A 16,995-nucleotide genomic window follows, 5' to 3' on the forward strand; every position below is an offset into this window, starting at 1 on the left:
GTGAGTCGGTGATGGAGGGGGAGCCCCCAGTGGGGCGGCGCCGGGCGGGCGGCGCCGCTTGATCCCCCCTGGGGCTGACGGTTGTCGTCCTCCTCGCGCCTACTCCGAGCGCTGCTGCGGAATGCCCGCGAGCAGCGCCCGGACCTCGGTCTCCCGGTAACGCCGGTGACCGCCGAGGGTGCGGATGGACGTCAACTTGCCCGCCTTGGCCCACCGGGTAACGGTCTTGGGGTCGACGCGGAACATGGTGGCGACCTCTGCCGGCGTGAGCAGTGGCTCGGCCTCGGGTGTACGAGCTGACATTTGTGCGGCCTCTCCTCCGTGTGGATCGGCGAGCGATCCTGCGACTGCGTTTGCGCTTGTCACGGATGTCCCCCTATGGCCCTTCGCGTGCGGCTTTCCCGGACCATATGCGGCATCACCCGATGTGACCATACAGCCACGTAGAGCGATTGGCGAGCCCTTCTGGGGCCCAACTAGGTGTCCACGCGGTGATGTCACGCTCGGTGATTCTAGCGACACGTTTCGTGGTATCGCAGTGAAAACGGCAAACTACTCAGTTCGCAGATGCGTGGCTGGGAGTCACCTGACCAACAGATGCAGGTCAGAGGGACGATTTGGGGCTCAGTTGGCTGATTCCAGGACCTGGATCGACTTCCATCTGAGGATGACCCTCTGATACATGGCGAAAGCAAGTTCTTCTTGACCGGTGTCCAGCCCGGTGAGGGCCGCCGCCAGCTCGGCCACCGACTGGTCGGTGCGCAGGGTGTCGTCGTCCATCAGGTGGACGAGGCCGCCGTAGTCGAGCTCCACCAGCGAGTGCGGATGGAACTCCTCCAGCCAGCGCCCGACCTCCTCCACCTCGGCCGTGGTGGGCACCTCGCCGACGTGCCTGCGGATCACGTTGAGCGACCGGGCGACCCGCCTGCGGGCCTGGGCCATCGAGGTGACGTAGATCAGCGTGCGGGTGGGCGAGGTGGGCGGCGCGGCCGTCGGGGACGACGGCGAGCCCGCCTGCTCGTGCCCGGCGTCGGCCTTGGGCATGCCCGGCCTGGGCGGCGCGCCGTCGAGCACCAGCCAGCGCTCGGCCCCGTCGAACAGCACCAGCCACGGCGTGGGAACGTGCCACGTCGAGGTCAGGATGTGGGTGCGCAGGGCCGCTGAGCCGCCGTCCCGCTTGAAGCGGTCGAAGTCGTCGGCGGTCTGCTCGACGATGGCCTTGGGCACGAACCTGTCCATCAGCTTGACCGGCGTGCTCCCCCGGAAGCGGGAGAACGCCAGCCAGGAGCGCAGCCTGCTCTGCCAGGGGCAGACGTAGAGCACGTCATCGACCCTGCGCAGGTAGGCGTTCCCGCTCTCCTGGGCGGGAGCGGGCAACGGGGGCACGCCGAGCAGGCGTCGTACCGACTCGACTTGCTCGGCGCGCAGGGCGCCCGCGCGGCGCGGCCTGTCGGGCGACGCGGCATAGGCATCCCAGTTGTGCCTCTCGGAGTCGGGGAACGCGCTCAGCGGCTCGTAGACGCGAAGGTACGCGGCATAGGGCAGCACGATGGCATCGTGTCATGAAGGACCCCCTGTTGTCCGGTATCACTGCCGGGCATGCGGTTACGCTGAGGGTGATCTCCGCCGCGCAGGGGCGGCGGACCGGACCGGGAGTCACCACCGTGACCGACGTCTTCGGGCTGTCCCAAAAGGACACGAGTCCCGTAAGTGGCCAGGCCGCGCATGAGCAGGTCGTGTTCTGCGCCGACGAACGCAGCGGCCTGCGGGCCATCATCGCCATCCACAACACGGCACTGGGACCGAGCCTTGGGGGTACCAGGTTCTATCCCTACGACAACGAGCAGGCGGCGCTCGCCGACGTGCTCAACCTCGCAAGGGCCATGGCCTACAAGAACGCCCTGGCCGGGCTGGATCTCGGCGGCGGCAAGGCCGTCATCATCGGTGATCCGGCCAAGGACAAGTCCGAAGCGCTGCTCCGCGCCTACGGGCGCTTCATCGAGTCGCTGGGCGGGCGCTACATCACCGCCTGCGACGTGGGCACCTACAGCGAGGACATGGACCTCATCGCCCGCGAGACCACCTACGCCACCGGCCGCACCCCGGCCAACGGCGGGGCCGGCGACTCCTCCATCCTCACCGCCTTCGGCGTCTTCCAGGGCATGCGCGCGGCCGCCCAGCACAAGTACGGCACACCGTCCTTGAAGGGGCGGCGGGTCGGCGTGGAGGGCGTCGGCAAGGTCGGCCACCGCCTGGTGGACCACCTGGTCGAGGCGGGCGCGGAGGTCGTCATCTGCGATGTCAGCGAGCGCGCCGTCGAGCGCGTCCGGGCCCGACACCCGCAGGTGGATGCACTGGCCGGGCAGCAGGACATCATCGCCGCCGACATCGACGTCTACGCCCCGTGCGCGCTCGGCGGGTCGCTCGACGACGACACGGTGGCCAAGCTGCGCGCGGGCATCGTCTGCGGCGGGGCCAACAACCAGCTCGCCCACCCGGGCGTGGAGAAGCAGCTCGCCGAGCGGGGCGTCCTGTACGCGCCCGACTATCTGGTCAACTCCGGCGGTGTGATCCAGGTCGCCGACGAGATCGGCGGCTTCGACATGGAACGGGCGCGGGCAAAGGCGTCCCAGATCTTCGACACGACTCTCAAGATTTTCGCGATAGCCGATGAGGAGGGGGTTCCTCCCGCCGTCGCAGCCGATAGGCTAGCTGAGCGCAGAATGTCGGAAGTCGGGCGGATTAGGGCCATATGGTTGGGCCACTGATGGCCCGCGCCCATACGGCGTACCGAGCTGAGCGCAAAACAGGTACGGTAATAGGCGAACGAGGAGCTGACGCCGGAAGTCAGGTGGCGTCAGTGCGTGGTGCGTTAGCGACGAGGGGTCGGGTGCGACCCCGCATGAGGGGGTCGAGCCGATGGGGCGCGGCCGAGCCAAGGCCAAGCAGGTGAAGGTTGCCCGGCAGTTGAAGTACAACAGCGGGGGCACCGATCTTGAGCGTCTTCGTGAGGAGCTGGTGGCGAACAACGGCTCCGGGCACGACGACGATGCTTCGGGATATGACTCAGACGAGGCGGCTGATCGGTACGCCGATTACGCCGACGCCTACACCGACGACGATGACGACCGCGACGACGGGCAATCTCGCCGCGGCTAGGCGATCTTTGGGCACGTGAGGAGGCACCCGGGAGGCCACGGCCACCGGGTGTCTTCGCCTGCGCGTGAACGAACCGCGCCCCGGGCCTTCCCGGCCCGGGGCGCTTTTCGCCGTGTCCGTCAGCGGTAGGCGGCCCGGCCCTGGCCCGGCACGATCTCGCCGAGGACCCACGCGGGGACCTCGCGTTCGCGCAACAGGGCGAGGGCGTCGTCCACCGTGCCGGCCGGCACGATGGCGCACATGCCGACGCCGAGGTTGAAGGTCTGGTCGAGGTCGGCCTGGGCGATCCGGCCGTGCCCGGCGAGCACCTGGAAGATCGCCGGTGGGGTCCAGGACGAGCGGTCCAGCAGCGCGTCCAGCTCCGGGGGCAGCGACCTGGCCAGGTTGGCGGTCAGCCCGCCGCCGGTGATGTGCGCGTACGCGTGCACCTCGTGCGTCCGGGCCAGCGCCAGGCAGTCGGCCGCGTAGATGCGGGTCGGTTCGAGCAGCTCCTCGCCCAGGGTGCGGCCCAGCTCGGGCAACTCCCGGTCGAGCGTCAGCCCGGCCGACTTCATCACGTGGCGGACCAGCGAGTAGCCGTTGGAGTGGACGCCGCTGGACGCCAGCGCCAGCACCACGTCACCCGCCCGCACCCGCGCCGGGCCGAGCAGCGCGTCGGCCTCCACCACGCCGGTGCCCGCGCCCGCGAGGTCGTAGTCGTCGGGCCCCATCGCGCCGGGGTGCTCGGCGGTCTCCCCGCCGACCAGCGCGCACCCGGCCAGCCGGCAGCCGTCGGCCACCCCGCCCACGATGCCGGCGATCCGCTCGGGGACCACCTTGCCGCAGGCGATGTAGTCGGTCATGAACAGCGGCTCCGCGCCGCACACCACCAAGTCGTCCACGACCATGCCGACCAGGTCGTGGCCGATGGTGTCGTGCCGGTCGAGGGCCTGGGCGATCATCACCTTGGTGCCCACGCCGTCGGTGGAGGTCGCCAGCAGCGGCCGGGTGTACCCGCGCAGCGCCGAGACGTCGAACAGCCCGGCGAACCCGCTGGCGTCGTCGACGACCTCCGGGCGGCGGGACATCGCCACCCGGGACTTCATCAGCTCGACAGCCCGGTCGCCCGCCGCGATGTCCACGCCGGCGGCGGCGTAGCTCGTCATCAGGCGTCCACCCTCTCCAGCAGGTACTTGCCCAGGCTGTCCTCTTCGATCGGGATCGGGTAGGAGCCGTCGAAGCACGCCCGGCACAGCCGTCCCGCCGGGATCGTGGTGGCCGCGGTCAGCTCCGCAAGCGAGATGTACCCGAGCGAGTCGGCCCCCAGCGAGTCGCGGATCTGCTCCACCGACAGCGAACCCGCGATCAGCTCGGCCCGCGTGGCGAAGTCGATGCCGTAGAAGCACGGCCAGGACACCGGCGGCGAGGAGATGCGCACGTGCACCTCGGCCGCGCCCGCCTCGCGGAGCATCCGCACGATCGCCCGCTGGGTGTTGCCGCGCACGATCGAGTCGTCCACCACGACCAGGCGCTTGCCGGCGATCACCTCGCGCAGCGGGTTGAGCTTGAGCCGGATGCCGAGCTGGCGGATCGTCTGGGAGGGCTGGATGAACGTGCGGCCGACGTAGGAGTTCTTCACCAGGCCCTGGCCGTAGGGGATGCCGCTGGCCTCGGCGTAGCCGATGGCGGCGGGCGTGCCCGACTCAGGGGTGGGGATCACCAGGTCGGCGTCGACCGGGTGCTCACGGGCCAGCCTGCGGCCGATCTCGACGCGGGTGGACTGCACCCCGCGCCCGGCGATCGTGGTGTCCGGCCTGGCCAGGTAGACGTACTCGAACAGGCAGCCCTTGGGCTCGGCCGGGGCGAACCGGCGGGCCCGCACGCCGCGCTCGTCGATGGTCAGCAGCTCGCCTGGCTCGATCTCACGGACGAACGCGGCCCCGACGATGTCGAGCGCGGCCGTCTCGGAGGCCACCACCCAGCCCTGCTCCAGGCGGCCGAGCACCAGCGGGCGGATGCCCTGCGGGTCGCGGGCCGCGTAGAGCGTCTTCTCGTTCATGAAGACCAGCGAGTAGGCGCCCTTGACCTGCGGCAGCAGCTCGGCCGCGGCGTCTTCCACCGACCGCTCGCGGTCGTTGGCGTCGTTGGCCAGCAACGCGGTCAGGATCTCGGTGTCGGAGGTCGAGCGGGTGGCGCCCGGGGGCAGCCGCTCGGCCAGCGCGGCCGTGTTGATCAGGTTGCCGTTGTGCGCGAGCGCGAGGCCGCCGCCCGCCGTGGAGCACAGCGTGGGCTGCGCGTTCTCCCACACGCTCGAACCGGTGGTGGAGTAGCGGCAGTGGCCCACCGCGATGTGGCCGCGCAGCGTGCTCAGCACGGACTCGTCGAAGACCTGGGCCACCAGGCCCATGTCCTTGTAGACCAGGATCCGATCGCCCTCGCTGACCGCGATGCCCGCGGACTCCTGCCCGCGGTGCTGCAGCGCGTACAGCCCGTAGTAGGTGAGTTTGGAGACATCCTCCCCAGTGGCCCATACGCCGAAGACGCCACAGGCGTCCTGCGGTGCGCGGTCTTGGGGGTCAAGGTCATGGCCCAGCCGGCCGTCGCCTTTTAGCACGTACTTAAGTCTAAGTCGGGCTGTTCCGCGCTCGCACCGCGGGTCGGCCGACACAATTGGACGTTCCCGTGTTCAGCGGGGTGCCATACCAGTTACTTTGGGCAGACTTAGCAAAGGATGGCCCCCGCTTTGCCGTGTCAACGGCCGGGTGGCCGCCGCGCCGGGCGAAGGTGAGGGGTACCGGCATGCCTGTTCGCCGAAGGTCGGGAGATCATACGTGACGACACCAGGGGATCCCAACCAGCCAGAGCCCGGACGCGAGCCGCAGCAGCCGCACCAGCAGCCGCCCGTGCCGCAGCAGCCGCCGCCGGGGGAGTACGGCGGGCCTGGGCAGCCTGAGGATTACGGTCAGCCGCCGCCCTACCCCCAGCAGACCCCCTACGCCTACGGCCAGCCGTACGGCGCGCCCCCCGAGCCCAAGCGCGGCGGCGGGCTGGCCACGACGGCCCTGGTGCTCGGCATCCTCAGCCCGTTCCTGCTGTTCGCGTGCCTGTTCGGGGTGATCACCGCGATTGTCGGCCTGATCATCGGCATCATCGCGCTGACCCGCAAGACGCACCTGGGCCGGGCCTGGGCGGGCATCATCCTCAGCGTGCTCACGCTGATCGCCGCCGTGGCCCTGGTGGCCTGGTCGTATGCCAGCTTCAGCGACTGCATGGGCCTGCCCACGCAGGCCGAGACGCAGCGCTGCATCGAGGCCAAGCTCGGCATCGACGGTGCTGTCAGCCCCCAATAGGCCCGATCGGCAGATACTCGGACACATCGGCGCGCGATCCGCTCGCGCTGATCCGCCCGGCCGCCATCGCGTCGTCCCAGGACAGCTCGCCGGTGGCGAGTTCGAGCCAGGTCAGCCCGTCGGTCTCGATCACGTTGGGGGGTGTGCCGCGGGTGTGGCGCGGCCCGGGTACGCACTGCACCGCCGCGTACGGCGGCACGCGCACCTCGACCGACCGGCCCGGGGCCGCCGCCGCGAGCCGGTCCAGCAGGTGGCGTACGGCGTAGCGGGCCGCCTCGCGCTCGGGCCGCAGCCCGCGCCGGTAGGCCCGCAGCACCACCGGGACGCAGGCGGTCAGCATCGCCGCGGCGGTGTCGGGCCCGTCGTAGGCGGGCTCGTCCAGGGCGGACAGTTGCGCGTCGAGCGCCGCGCGGACTTTGCCGGGCACAGGTTTGAGGGCGGGCACATCGACCATGATGCACGGTCCCAACGGTTCATCGGTCGGGCAGGCGTCGTTCACCCGAGGTTTGGACGGCGACCGTAGCGTCCCGGCGGGACAACCTGTGAATAACTTGGAGGATCGGTGGCGAATCCCTCGCCGCGCGGACTGCTGCCGCTGCTGACGACCCCGCACCAGGGTGGTCGTAGCGCGCTGACCTGCCAGTTCCGCTGCGGTAACGCCTGCTCGCACGACATTCCCAACACGTCAGAGAACCGATACTTCGGAGAGATCGTCACCGAGGCCCTGTCGCGGCGCGGCGCGCTGCGTACGGCGGCCCTGGGGGCGCTCGCGGTGGGTGTGGGCGGGGGCGCCCTCACCGCGACGGCGACGCCTGCCGCGGCCGACCGCGGTCACGGCGGCTGGGGTCAGGGGTCGCTGCGGTTCACCCCGGTGGCGCCGAACACCGACGACAAGCTCACCGTGCCCGACGGGTACGAGTCGGCCCCCGTGGTCCGCTGGGGCGACCCGGTGCTCCCGGACGCGCCCGCCTTCGACTTCGACGACCAGACGGCCGAGGCCCAGGCCAAGCAGTTCGGCTACAACTGCGACTTCGTGGCGTTCTTCCCGCTGGGCGCCGACCGCGCGCTGCTGTGGGTCAACCACGAGTACAGCGACGAGGCCCTGATGTTCCGCGGCTACACCGACGGCACCGCGGCCACCGAGGAGCAGATCAAGATCGCCCTGGCCGCGCACGGCGGCTCGGTGGTCGAGCTGGAGCGGGCGGGCCGGTCCGGCCGGTGGAAGCTGGTCACCCGCGGGCGGCGCCGGTACAACCGCCGGATCACCGCGCAGACCCCGATGCGGTTCAGCGGCCCCGCGGCGGGCGGCGACCTGCTGAAGACCGCCGCGGACCCGCGCGGGCTGCGCCCGATCGGCATGCTCAACAACTGCGCGGGCGGCACCACCCCGTGGGGCACGGTCCTGACCGCCGAAGAGAACTTCAACCAGTACTTCGTCGGCGGCAACGGCGTACCCGAGGCGCAGAAGCAGTACCTGACCCGGTACGGCGTCAGCACCACCACCGCCATCCCGAGCGGCAGCCGCCGCTTCGACCGGGTGGAGGAGCGGTTCGACCTCGCCAAGCACCCCAATGAGATCAACCGTTTCGGGTGGATCGTGGAGATCGACCCGACCGACCCGGACGCCACGCCGATCAAGCGGACCGCGCTCGGCCGGTTCGCCCACGAGGCCGCCACCACCAGCCTGACCAGGGACGGCCGGCTGGTCGCGTACATGGGCGACGACTCCCGCTTCGAGTACGTCTACAAGTTCGTCTCCAAGGACCGTTACATCCCCGGCTTCGACCGCCACAACCGCGGCCTGCTGGACGAGGGCACCCTGTACGTCGCCAAGTTCACCGGCGACAGCCCCAAGGAGGAGATCGACGGCTCCGGCAAGGCGCCCAAGGACGGCCGCTTCGACGGGTCGGGCGAGTGGATCCCGCTGGTCAGCGGTGACAAGTCGTACGTGCAGGGGATGAGCGCCGAAGAGGTCCTCGTCTACACCAGGGTCGCCGCCGACAAGGTCGGGGCCACCAAGATGGACCGCCCCGAAGACGTCGAGCGCAACCCGGTGAACGGCGCGATCTACGTGGCGCTCACCAACAACTCCAACCGCACCCCTGCGCAGGCCGACGAGGCCAACCCGCGGGCCGCCAACAAGCACGGCCACGTGCTGGAGATCACCGAGCGGCGCAACGACGCGGGCGCGCGGACGTTCGCCTGGTCGCTGGCCCTGGTCTGCGGCGACCCGAACGACCCGGCCACCTACTTCGCCGGGTTCGACAAGTCCAAGGTCTCGCCGATCTCCTGCCCGGACAACGTCGCCTTCGACCGCGAGGGCAATCTGTGGATCTCCACGGACGGCAACGCGCTCGGCAAGAACGACGGCCTGTTCGTGATGCCGGTGTCCGGCCGGGACCGCGGCCACCTGCGGCAGTTCCTGACCGTCCCGGTGGGCGCGGAGACCTGCGGCCCGCTGATCACCCGGGACGACAAGAGCGTGTTCGTCGCGGTGCAGCACCCGGGCGAGACCGACGGCGCGACCCCGGACGCCCCGTCCAGCCACTGGCCGGACGGCGGTGAGAGCCAGCCGCGCCCGTCGGTGGCCGTGGTCTGGCACACGCGCGGCAGGAACATCGGTTCCTGACCCACGAGACCCCGGAGGGTGCGGCCGGCGCGGGCCGCACCCTCCGGGGCTCGTCTCTCGTTCACTCCGAGAGCTTGGTGCGCAGCTGGGTGAGCACGGCGCGCAGGATGCGCGAGACGTGCATCTGCGAGATCCCGAACTCGGCGGCGATCTCGGCCTGGGTCATGTTCCCGTAGAACCGCATCAACAGGATCGTGCGCTCCCGTTCCGGCAGCGCGTCGATGAGCGGCTTGACGGCGTGCTTGTCGACCAGGGTGTCCAGGGAGCGGTCCTGGTCGGGCAGGAAGTCGCCGAGGTCGGCGGCGTCCTCGGCGCCGGTGACCGGCGCGTCCAGCGACAGCGCGCTGTAGGCCCCGGACGCCTCCAGCGCCAGCAGGACCTCCTCCTCCGAGATCCGCATCCGCTCGGCCAGCTCGGCGACGGTCGGGGAGTGGCCCAGCGTCTGGGTCAGCTCCGCGGTGATCTTGTTGATCTCCAGCCGCCGCTCCTGGTACACCCGGGGCACCTTGATCGCCCACGTACGGTCCCTGAAGTGGCGCTTCACCTCGCCCATCATGGTGATCATCGCGTAGCCGCGGAACTCGTGCCCCAGCTCGGGATCGAACCCGTTCACCGCCTTCATCAGCCCGACGTAGGCGGCCTGCCGCAGGTCCTCCATCGGCTCGCCGCGGTACCGGTAGCGCCGGGTGACCTCGGTGACCAGGCCCTCGTGCAGTTCGACGACCCGCTCGCGGATCCGGACCCGGTGCAGCTCGGATAGCTCCGTGCGGGCCATCTCGGCCAGCAGTTCCTCGGCGGTCATCTGCTCGAACGCGATATCCAGGACGGTCATTTCGCTGCTCCATCGGGGGTTACAGCGTGTCCGTGCCGGAAGCAGAAAAGCCCAGACAGGGACACGCCTCATCAACCTGAGACGAAGCCCCTCTGCTGGACTTCGAGATCAAGCATGCCCCGCGATCCGCCTTTCGCACCTAATTTTCATCACAAAATGGTAACGAGATGGGCGGGCCGTCAGCGTTCCAGGCCGGTGACCAGGGACTCCAGGTCGCGCATCAACGACTCGGTGCGCTCGGCGCCGAAGGCGGCCAGGATCGCGCGGTGGTGCTCGGCCAGCCCGCCCTCCAGGCGGTGCAGCAGCGAACGCCCGCGATCGGCCAGGAAGACCGCGACGCGGCGGCGGTCGGAGGGGTCGTGGCCGCGATAGACCAGGGCGCGGTCGACCAGCCGATCGACGGCCTTGGTGAGGGTGGGGTGCGGCATCAGGGCGGCCTCGGCCAGGTCGCCCATGGAGTGGCCGCGGCCGTCGGCCAGGGCCTGGAGGATGCGCCAGTGCTCGACGGAGAGGTGCTCGGTGGCGAGCACGGCCGCCAGGCCGCGGTTGACGCTGCGCTCGGCTTTGCTGAGGAGGTAGGCGAGCGAGGAACCCAGCCCCGCTGTGAAGGTCGTGGAAGGCATCGCCGTGGGCTCGGTCAGCACCACCGGCTCCTTTCGTTCGCGCGTACGCAAGAGGATACTCTGACGCGTGGTCATCGACCCACTGGAAGCCCACCTGGTCAGGGCCGACGCCTTCCGCATCGCATTGGTCGCGCCGGTCTCCGGGGTGCTGGGCATGCTCGGACCCTGCGTGATCAACTGCGCCGCGCTGGGCGCGGCCGAGGTGAACGAGCGGGGCGGGGTGCTCGGCAGGCCCGTCGAGCTGGTGCTGGTGGACGGCGGACGGCCGCCCGCCGAGGTCGCCCGCGAGGTCGCCGGGCTGGCCCGGGCCGGGGCCGTGCAGGCGGTGGTGGGCACGCACGCCAGTGACGTACGCGTCGCGGTGGAACGCGCGCTGGGCGGCGTCGCCCCCTACATCTACACGCCCCCCTACGAGGGCGGTTCGCGCACGCCGGGCGTCTACTTCCTGGGCGAGCCCGCCTCCCGCCAGGTCGGGCCGGGCATCGACTGGCTGGTCGAGCACCGGCGGGCGCGGCGCTGGTACCTGCTGGGCAACGACTACGTCTGGCCGCGCCTGGTCCACGTGTCGGCGCGCGAGCGCCTGCTGGCCCGCTCGGCGCGGGTGGTCGGCGAGCGGCTGATCCCGTGCGGATTCGGCGACCTGGCGATGGGCCGGGTGATCGAGTCCCTGGCGGCGCTGCGCCCCGACGCGGTGCTGCTCAACCTGATCGGCAGCGACCTCGTGGCCTTCAACCGCGCCTTCGCCGCGGCCGGGCTGCGCTGCGCCCGGCTGTGCGGGGCCCTGGAGGAGCACGGCCTGCTGGCGGTGGACGGCGACTCCACCGGCGAGCTGTACGCCACGATGGGCTACTTCGGCACCGTCCCGACCGACGCCAACCTCGACCTCAGCGAGCGCTATGTCCGCCGCTACGGCACCGCCGCCCCGATGATGAGCGCGCACGGGCACGGCAGCTATGAGGGCGTGCTGATGATGGCGGCGCTGGTGGGACGGGCGGGCTGTGCCGCCGTACCGGCCGTTGAGGCCGTGGCCGACGGCACCACGGTCGGCAGCGGCAGGGGGCGGGTCACGCTGGCAGACCGCCACGTACGCCAGCGGGTGTACGTCGGGCGGGCCGACGGACTCGACTTCGACGTCCTGACCTCATCCTGACCTCGTGACGCGAACAGGTAAAGCTTCCACCTGAAACCTTTCCTCCTGCAAGAGTGCGGCATATCGTACGGCTCGGCCCCCCAGAGCGAGAAAGAGCCACAGATATGTCACGTTCGTCCGACGTCTCGGATCAAACCTCCCCACCCGCACCGGACGGGATCGAGCGCTTCGGCTACAAGCAGGAGCTCAAGCGCTCCCTCGGCTTCGCCGACCTGCTGATCTACGGCCTCATCTTCATGGTGCCGATCGCGCCCTTCGGCATCTTCGGCAGCGTGTTCAACGCCTCCGGGGGAATGGTCGCCCTGGCCTACGCGATCGGCATGGTCGCGATGGCCTTCACCGCCCTGTCGTACGCGCAGATGGCCCGCGCCTTCCCGATGGCCGGCTCGGTCTACACCTACGCGGGCCGCGGCATCGGCGCGCCGGTCGGCTTCCTGGCCGGCTGGGCGATCCTGCTCGACTACGTACTCGTCCCCTCGCTGCTCTACCTGGTGGCGAGCACGGCCATGGCGTCGATCGTGCCCGCGGTGCCGATCTGGGCCTGGCTGATCGGGTTCGTGCTGCTCAACACGGTGGTCAACTACTTCGGCATCCAGATGACCGCCAAGACCAACCGGATCATGCTGGTCGCCGAGCTGATCGTGCTGGCGATCTTCCTGGTCATCGGCATCGGCGCGCTCATCCAGGGCAAGGGCGGCGGCGACCCGCTGAGCCCGCTGTTCGACGCGAGCACCTTCTCCTGGCCGCTGATCTTCGGTGCCACCTCGGTCGCGGTGCTGTCCTTCCTGGGCTTCGACGGCATCTCGATGCTGGCCGAGGAGAGCCGCGAGGACGGCAGGCGGCTCGGCCGTTCCATGGTGTACGCGCTGGGGCTGGCCGGGCTGCTGTTCATCACGCAGACCTGGGTCGCCGCGCTGCTCACCCCCGACCGTGACAGGCTGCTGGCCGAGGGCGACGCCGCCGGGTCGGCCTTCTACGACACCGCCGCCTTCGCGGGCGGCCCTTGGCTCGGCGTGCTGACCGCCGTGGCCACCGCGGTGGCCTGGGGTTTCGCCAACTCCCTGGTCGCCCAGGCGGCGACCTCGCGGCTGCTGTTCGCGATGGGCCGGGACGGCCAGCTCCCGCGCGTGCTCGGCCGCGTCCACCCCACCCGCAAGGTGCCGGTGAACGCCATCTTCCTGGTCGCCGGGATCTCGCTGGTGCTCGGCCTGTTCATGAGCACGCTGAAGGACGGCATCACGCCGCTCAGCACGCTGGTGAACTTCGGCGCGATGTGCGCCTTCCTGGTGCTGCACGTCTCGGTGGTGGTCCACTACCTGATCAGGAAGCGCAGCCGCAACTGGTGGGCGCATCTGGTGGCCCCGGCCATCGGGTTCGTGATCCTCGTGTTCGTCGTGGTCAACGCCCAGGTCGCGGCGCAGCGGCTGGGCTTCGCGTGGTTCGGTATCGGGGTGATCGTCCTGATCGGTTCCTACCTGCTGGGCCGCAGGCCCACGCTGGCGACCGAGCAGGACGCCAAGGAGGTCGCATAAGTGAACGTCGTTTCCTTCCGTCCCGGCCCTGAGGACCTGGCCTACACCTTCGGTGGTCGTCCCGCCGTGCGCCGGATCGCGCCCGGCACGATCCTTGAGCTGTACACCGAGGACTGCTTCGGCGGCCGGGTCCGCGGCCCGGCCGACCTGCCCTCGCAGGTGTGCGAGTTCCCCTACCTCAACCCGGTGACCGGCCCGTTCCACGTCGAGGGGGCCGAGCCGGGCGACACGCTGGCGCTGCACTTCGTGTCCATCGAACCGGCCCGCGACTGGGGCGTGTCCACCACGTTCCCGCACTTCGGCGCGCTCACCGCGACCCACACCACGGCGATGCTGCACGCTCCCCTTGAGGAGCGGGTGTGGGTTTATGAGATCGACGCCGAGAAGCGGACGGTCCGGTACCGTGCCACCCGCGGCGACTTCAGCGTCGAACTCCCGCTGGACCCCATGCACGGCACCGTCGGGGTGGCCCCCGCCGCCTTCGAGGCGCGGATGACGATCACCCCGGACGCCCACGGCGGCAACATGGACACCCCCGAACTCCGCGCCGGGGTGACCATCTACCTGGGCGTCAACGTCGAGGGCGGGCTGTTCGGCGTCGGCGACGGGCACGCCCGCCAGGGCCACGGCGAGGTGTGCGGCACCGGAGTGGAGGCCGCGATGAACACGGTCGTCGCGGTCGAGCTGATCAAGGGTGTGGCCACCCCGTGGCCCCGGCTGGAGGACGACGAGCACCTGATGTCCACCGGCTCGGCCCGCCCGCTGGAGGACGCGTACCGGATCAGCCAGCACGACCTGGTGACCTGGAGCGCCGCCCTGACCGGCCTGGACGAGCTGGACGCCTACCAGCTCGTCAGCCAGGGCGCCGAGGCCCCGGTGGGCAACGTGTGCGACGCGAACTACACGATGGTGGCCAAGCTACCCAAGGCGTACCTGGGCGGGGCCGCGGTCTACGACTCCGCCCACCGCAGGCTGCGCGAACTCGGCGAACGCTACCTCGCCTCACGCTGAGCCGACGCCCGCGGGCTCCTTCGGTCCTTCCTCATCCGCCGCCTTCGGGGTGGGGGAGGGCCTGCGGCGCAGCGCGTACAGGCTGATCGGCACGCCCGCCAGCACGATGACCGCCGCCATGGCCAGCGTGAAGCGGTAGCCGTCCAGGAACGCGGTGAGCGCGGGCAGGCCCTCCGTCAGGCCCGAGGTCTGCCGGGCGGTGAGGATCGCGCCCATCACGGTGATGCCGAGCAGGCCGAAGACCTCGCGGGAGACGTTGATCACGCCGGAGGCGACCCCGGCGCGGCGGTCCGGCAGGGTGCCCAGGATGGTCGAGGTGAGCGGCACCAGCAGTCCGCCGCCGAGCGCGTAGACCAGGAACCACGGCAGGATGTCGGTGTAGCCCGCGCCCGCGCCCAGCCGGGAGATGGCGAACACCGCGCCCGCCATCAGGGTCAGCCCGAGCGCGACCGTGCGGCCGTCGCCGAGCAGCCGGGCGACCCGCTGGGCGAGCACCGCGACCACCGCCATCAGCAGGGCCATCGGCACGAACGCCGCCCCGGCCTGGGTCGGGGTGAAGCCCAGCACGTTCTGCAGCCACAGGGCGCTGAAGAAGTAGATCCCGAAGACGCCGAACGACCACAGCCCCATCGCCACGATCCCGCCGCTGAACACCCTGGACCGGAACAGTGACAGGTCGATCATCGGCTCCGCGCTCCGCCGTTCCACCAGCAGGAACGTGGTCGCCGAGACGACCACCAGGGCGAACGCGGTGAGGATCGGCGGTGAGGTCCAGCCCTCCCGCTCGCCCTCGATCAGGGCGAAGGTCAGCGCGAACAGCCCGATCGTGGCGGCGGCCAGGCCCGGCAGGTCCAGGCTCCGGCGTACGCGGTCACGGGTGGCGGGCAGCGCCCACGCGCCGAGGGCCAGCGTGCCGATCCCCAGCGGCACGTTGATCAGGAAGATCCAGCCCCAGTGCCAGTTCTCGCTGATGAACCCGCCGGTCAGCGGGCCGAGGGCCATGGACAGCGCCCCCGTGGCCGTCCAGATCCCGACGGCGGTGCCGCGCTCGCGGGCGTCCGGGAAGACCCGGGACAGCAGCGCGAGCGAGGTCGGGGTGAGCAGCGCCGCGCCGACCCCCTGCACCGAACGCGCCGCGATCAGCATCGCCCCGTTCGCCGCGAGGCCCGCCGCCACCGAGGCCGCGGTGAACACCGCCAGGCCGGTCAGGAAGGTCCGTCGACTGCCGAAGACGTCGGCGAGCCGCCCCCCGGCCAGCATCAGCCCGGCGAACACCAGGATGTAGCTGCTCGCGATCCACTCCAGGCCGGACAGGGTCAGCCCCATCTCCCGCTGGATGGTCGGCAGGGCCACGTTGACCACGTTGTTGTCCAGGTACGTCATGAACGAACCGAGCGCCACCGCGCCCAGCGCCCACCATCGCCGCTCCACCGCGCCTCCACTATACGGCGTACATGTACAGTGCATAGTGGAACTTGTACGGCGTATAGTTGTCAAGTGTGATGAGCAAACTGACCCGCGAGGCCGTCCTCGACCGCGCGGTGAGCCTGGCCGACGAAGAGGGCATCGCGGCGGTCTCGGTCCGGCGGCTGGCCGCCGAGCTGGACGTCACACCCATGGCGATGTACTGGCACTTCAAGAACAAGGAGGAGCTGTTCAGCGCCGCGGCCGACCACCTGCTGGCCGGGCTCATCGGGCCGCCGGTCCCCGACCAGGCGTGGAACGACCGGCTGCGCGCGATGGTCGGCCGGGTGATCGACCTGATGCGGGCGCACCGCTCGCTGCCCGAGTTGCTGCGCCACTGCGACAAGAACCGCGCGCTCAACTTCCTGCGGGCCACCGACACCGTGCTCGGCCTGCTGAAGAACGAGGGGTTCTCGCTGACCGAGGGCTACTACATCGCCAGTTACCTGCTCAACGGCTGCATGGGGCTGGTCGCGGGCGACCCGACCTGCCGGCCGAACATCGGCGAGCGGGAGGCGGCCGAGCAGCGCAGGCAGCACCGGGTCGCGTTGACGGCGCTGCCGCCGGACGCCTTTCCCAACGTCACCGAGTGGGGCCGGACCGCGCCTGAGCCGCCGGACGTCGAGCACTACTACGCCATCGGCCTGGATCTGCTGGTCGCCGGGGTGGAGGGTCTGGCGGCGGCCAGGCGTACCTAGGGGCGGGCGGCGCTCAGCAGCACCGACAGGCGGTGCAGGCCCCTGGTCGTCCGTGCCTTGACCGTGCCGAGCGGCACCCGCAGCCGTTCGGCGATCTCGCGCTGGGTGAAGTCCCCGTAGTACGCCAGCGCGATGGCCTGGCGCTGCGCGACGGGCAGCCGGGCCATCGCCGCGTGGATCTCCTCCCGCACGGCCAGCTCCTCACCCGCGACCCGGCCGTCGCACCCGGTCGTGTCCGGCACCGCCGACAGCGGCAGCGTCGCCGGACGCCGGGCGCGCAGATGGTCCACGGCCCGCTTGTGTGCGATGCCCAGCAGCCAGGCGGGCAGGCTGCGGTCCGGATCGAACCTGCGGCGCGACCGCCACGCCTCGGCGAAGACGATCTGCACCACGTCGTCCACCTCCTGCTCGGGGACGAACCTCCGCAGATACCCCCGGACCAGTACGGCGTGCGCGCGGTAACACTCGCCGAGGGCGTCCGCCTCACCCGCGGCCAGCCTCGCCTTGAGCGTGTCGTCCATGCGCGAGCCCCGCCCCCCTCGCAACCTGCCGGTACGTATTCGTAGCC

General features: G+C 70.7%; 17 protein-coding genes. 8 read left to right on the top strand and 9 right to left on the bottom strand.

Annotation, left to right across the window (positions count from 1 at the left end):
* Positions 1-99 precede the first annotated feature (99 nt).
* Both bldC and DP939_RS23600 read right to left on the bottom strand, forming a co-directional pair.
* Positions 100-303, bottom strand: coding sequence for a developmental transcriptional regulator BldC (gene bldC / locus DP939_RS23595; RefSeq protein WP_013133571.1), 204 nt, complete (start codon positions 301-303; stop codon positions 100-102).
* Between the two features lie 321 nt (positions 304-624).
* Complete coding sequence (locus DP939_RS23600; protein ID WP_113982939.1) at positions 625-1,548, bottom strand: hypothetical protein; 924 nt, start codon at positions 1,546-1,548, stop codon at positions 625-627.
* Positions 1,549-1,664: 116 nt separating this feature from the next.
* On the opposite strand from DP939_RS23600, the gene DP939_RS23605 reads away from it, so the two are divergent.
* Positions 1,665-2,768, top strand: coding sequence for a Glu/Leu/Phe/Val family dehydrogenase (locus tag DP939_RS23605; protein ID WP_225878458.1), 1,104 nt, complete (start codon positions 1,665-1,667; stop codon positions 2,766-2,768).
* Between the two features lie 151 nt (positions 2,769-2,919).
* A complete protein-coding gene (locus tag DP939_RS23610) occupies positions 2,920-3,159 on the top strand; it encodes a DUF3073 domain-containing protein (protein WP_113982941.1) in 240 nt (79 codons plus the stop codon).
* Positions 3,160-3,278: 119 nt separating this feature from the next.
* Here DP939_RS23610 and purM read toward each other — a convergent pair whose 3' ends face one another.
* Both purM and purF read right to left on the bottom strand, forming a co-directional pair.
* Positions 3,279-4,304 (bottom strand): phosphoribosylformylglycinamidine cyclo-ligase, encoded by a 1,026-nt coding sequence (purM, locus tag DP939_RS23615; RefSeq protein ID WP_199565367.1) that lies wholly within the window; start codon positions 4,302-4,304, stop codon positions 3,279-3,281.
* Positions 4,304-5,752: an amidophosphoribosyltransferase gene (purF, locus tag DP939_RS23620; protein ID WP_113982942.1), complete on the bottom strand. Its 1,449-nt coding sequence runs from the start codon at positions 5,750-5,752 to the stop codon at positions 4,304-4,306. Before purF ends, purM begins: the two co-directional genes overlap by 1 nt.
* A gap of 217 nt (positions 5,753-5,969) precedes the next feature.
* On the opposite strand from purF, the gene DP939_RS23625 reads away from it, so the two are divergent.
* Positions 5,970-6,488 carry a DUF4190 domain-containing protein gene (locus DP939_RS23625; RefSeq protein ID WP_147268106.1) on the top strand — a complete coding sequence of 173 codons (519 nt, stop codon included), beginning with the start codon at positions 5,970-5,972 and terminating at the stop codon, positions 6,486-6,488.
* Here the strand turns inward: DP939_RS23625 and DP939_RS23630 are convergent.
* Positions 6,475-6,933, bottom strand: a complete 459-nt coding sequence (locus DP939_RS23630; RefSeq protein ID WP_225878446.1) for a sterol carrier family protein — start codon at positions 6,931-6,933, stop codon at positions 6,475-6,477. The two genes, DP939_RS23625 and DP939_RS23630, sit on opposite strands and share 14 nt — an antisense overlap.
* A gap of 117 nt (positions 6,934-7,050) precedes the next feature.
* Between DP939_RS23630 and DP939_RS23635 the strand changes: the two genes are divergently transcribed.
* Positions 7,051-9,117 carry a PhoX family protein gene (locus DP939_RS23635; RefSeq protein ID WP_113982945.1) on the top strand — a complete coding sequence of 689 codons (2,067 nt, stop codon included), beginning with the start codon at positions 7,051-7,053 and terminating at the stop codon, positions 9,115-9,117.
* A 61-nt stretch (positions 9,118-9,178) separates the two neighbouring features.
* Here DP939_RS23635 and DP939_RS23640 read toward each other — a convergent pair whose 3' ends face one another.
* Together DP939_RS23640 and DP939_RS23645 are read right to left on the bottom strand one after the other, a co-directional pair.
* Positions 9,179-9,949: a SigB/SigF/SigG family RNA polymerase sigma factor gene (locus DP939_RS23640; protein ID WP_113982946.1), complete on the bottom strand. Its 771-nt coding sequence runs from the start codon at positions 9,947-9,949 to the stop codon at positions 9,179-9,181.
* A gap of 179 nt (positions 9,950-10,128) precedes the next feature.
* Positions 10,129-10,593: a MarR family winged helix-turn-helix transcriptional regulator gene (locus DP939_RS23645; protein WP_225878447.1), complete on the bottom strand. Its 465-nt coding sequence runs from the start codon at positions 10,591-10,593 to the stop codon at positions 10,129-10,131.
* Between the two features lie 46 nt (positions 10,594-10,639).
* Here DP939_RS23645 and DP939_RS23650 point away from each other — a divergent pair, with 46 nt between their 5' ends.
* From DP939_RS23650 to DP939_RS23660, 3 genes are all read left to right on the top strand, one after another.
* Positions 10,640-11,722: a substrate-binding domain-containing protein gene (locus DP939_RS23650; protein WP_225878448.1), complete on the top strand. Its 1,083-nt coding sequence runs from the start codon at positions 10,640-10,642 to the stop codon at positions 11,720-11,722.
* A gap of 104 nt (positions 11,723-11,826) precedes the next feature.
* Complete coding sequence (locus DP939_RS23655; protein WP_113982947.1) at positions 11,827-13,254, top strand: APC family permease; 1,428 nt, start codon at positions 11,827-11,829, stop codon at positions 13,252-13,254.
* Complete coding sequence (locus tag DP939_RS23660) at positions 13,255-14,265, top strand: acetamidase/formamidase family protein (protein ID WP_113982948.1); 1,011 nt, start codon at positions 13,255-13,257, stop codon at positions 14,263-14,265.
* Here the strand turns inward: DP939_RS23660 and DP939_RS23665 are convergent.
* Positions 14,257-15,696, bottom strand: coding sequence for a DHA2 family efflux MFS transporter permease subunit (locus DP939_RS23665; protein ID WP_225878449.1), 1,440 nt, complete (start codon positions 15,694-15,696; stop codon positions 14,257-14,259). The two genes, DP939_RS23660 and DP939_RS23665, sit on opposite strands and share 9 nt — an antisense overlap.
* A 71-nt stretch (positions 15,697-15,767) precedes the next feature.
* Here DP939_RS23665 and DP939_RS23670 point away from each other — a divergent pair, with 71 nt between their 5' ends.
* The gene (locus tag DP939_RS23670) at positions 15,768-16,427 is read left to right on the top strand and encodes a TetR/AcrR family transcriptional regulator (protein ID WP_113982950.1); all 660 of its coding nucleotides are present in this window, start codon (positions 15,768-15,770) and stop codon (positions 16,425-16,427) included.
* Here the strand turns inward: DP939_RS23670 and DP939_RS23675 are convergent.
* Positions 16,424-16,948, bottom strand: coding sequence for an RNA polymerase sigma factor (locus DP939_RS23675; protein ID WP_113982951.1), 525 nt, complete (start codon positions 16,946-16,948; stop codon positions 16,424-16,426). The genes DP939_RS23670 and DP939_RS23675 overlap by 4 nt on opposite strands.
* Positions 16,949-16,995: the final 47 nt, after the last annotated feature.

It is taken from the genome of Spongiactinospora rosea (assembly GCF_003315795.1).
GTDB lineage: Bacteria > Actinomycetota > Actinomycetes > Streptosporangiales > Streptosporangiaceae > Spongiactinospora > Spongiactinospora rosea.

Coding starts and splice junctions, on each gene's coding strand:
- bldC (WP_013133571.1), bottom strand. CDS start 303: ATGTCAGCTCGTACACCCGAGGCCGAGCCACTGCTCACGCCGGCAGAG.
- DP939_RS23610 (WP_113982941.1), top strand. CDS start 2,920: ATGGGGCGCGGCCGAGCCAAGGCCAAGCAGGTGAAGGTTGCCCGGCAG.
- purM (WP_199565367.1), bottom strand. CDS start 4,304: ATGACGAGCTACGCCGCCGCCGGCGTGGACATCGCGGCGGGCGACCGG.
- DP939_RS23640 (WP_113982946.1), bottom strand. CDS start 9,949: ATGACCGTCCTGGATATCGCGTTCGAGCAGATGACCGCCGAGGAACTG.
- DP939_RS23655 (WP_113982947.1), top strand. CDS start 11,827: ATGTCACGTTCGTCCGACGTCTCGGATCAAACCTCCCCACCCGCACCG.
- DP939_RS23670 (WP_113982950.1), top strand. CDS start 15,768: ATGAGCAAACTGACCCGCGAGGCCGTCCTCGACCGCGCGGTGAGCCTG.
- DP939_RS23675 (WP_113982951.1), bottom strand. CDS start 16,948: ATGGACGACACGCTCAAGGCGAGGCTGGCCGCGGGTGAGGCGGACGCC.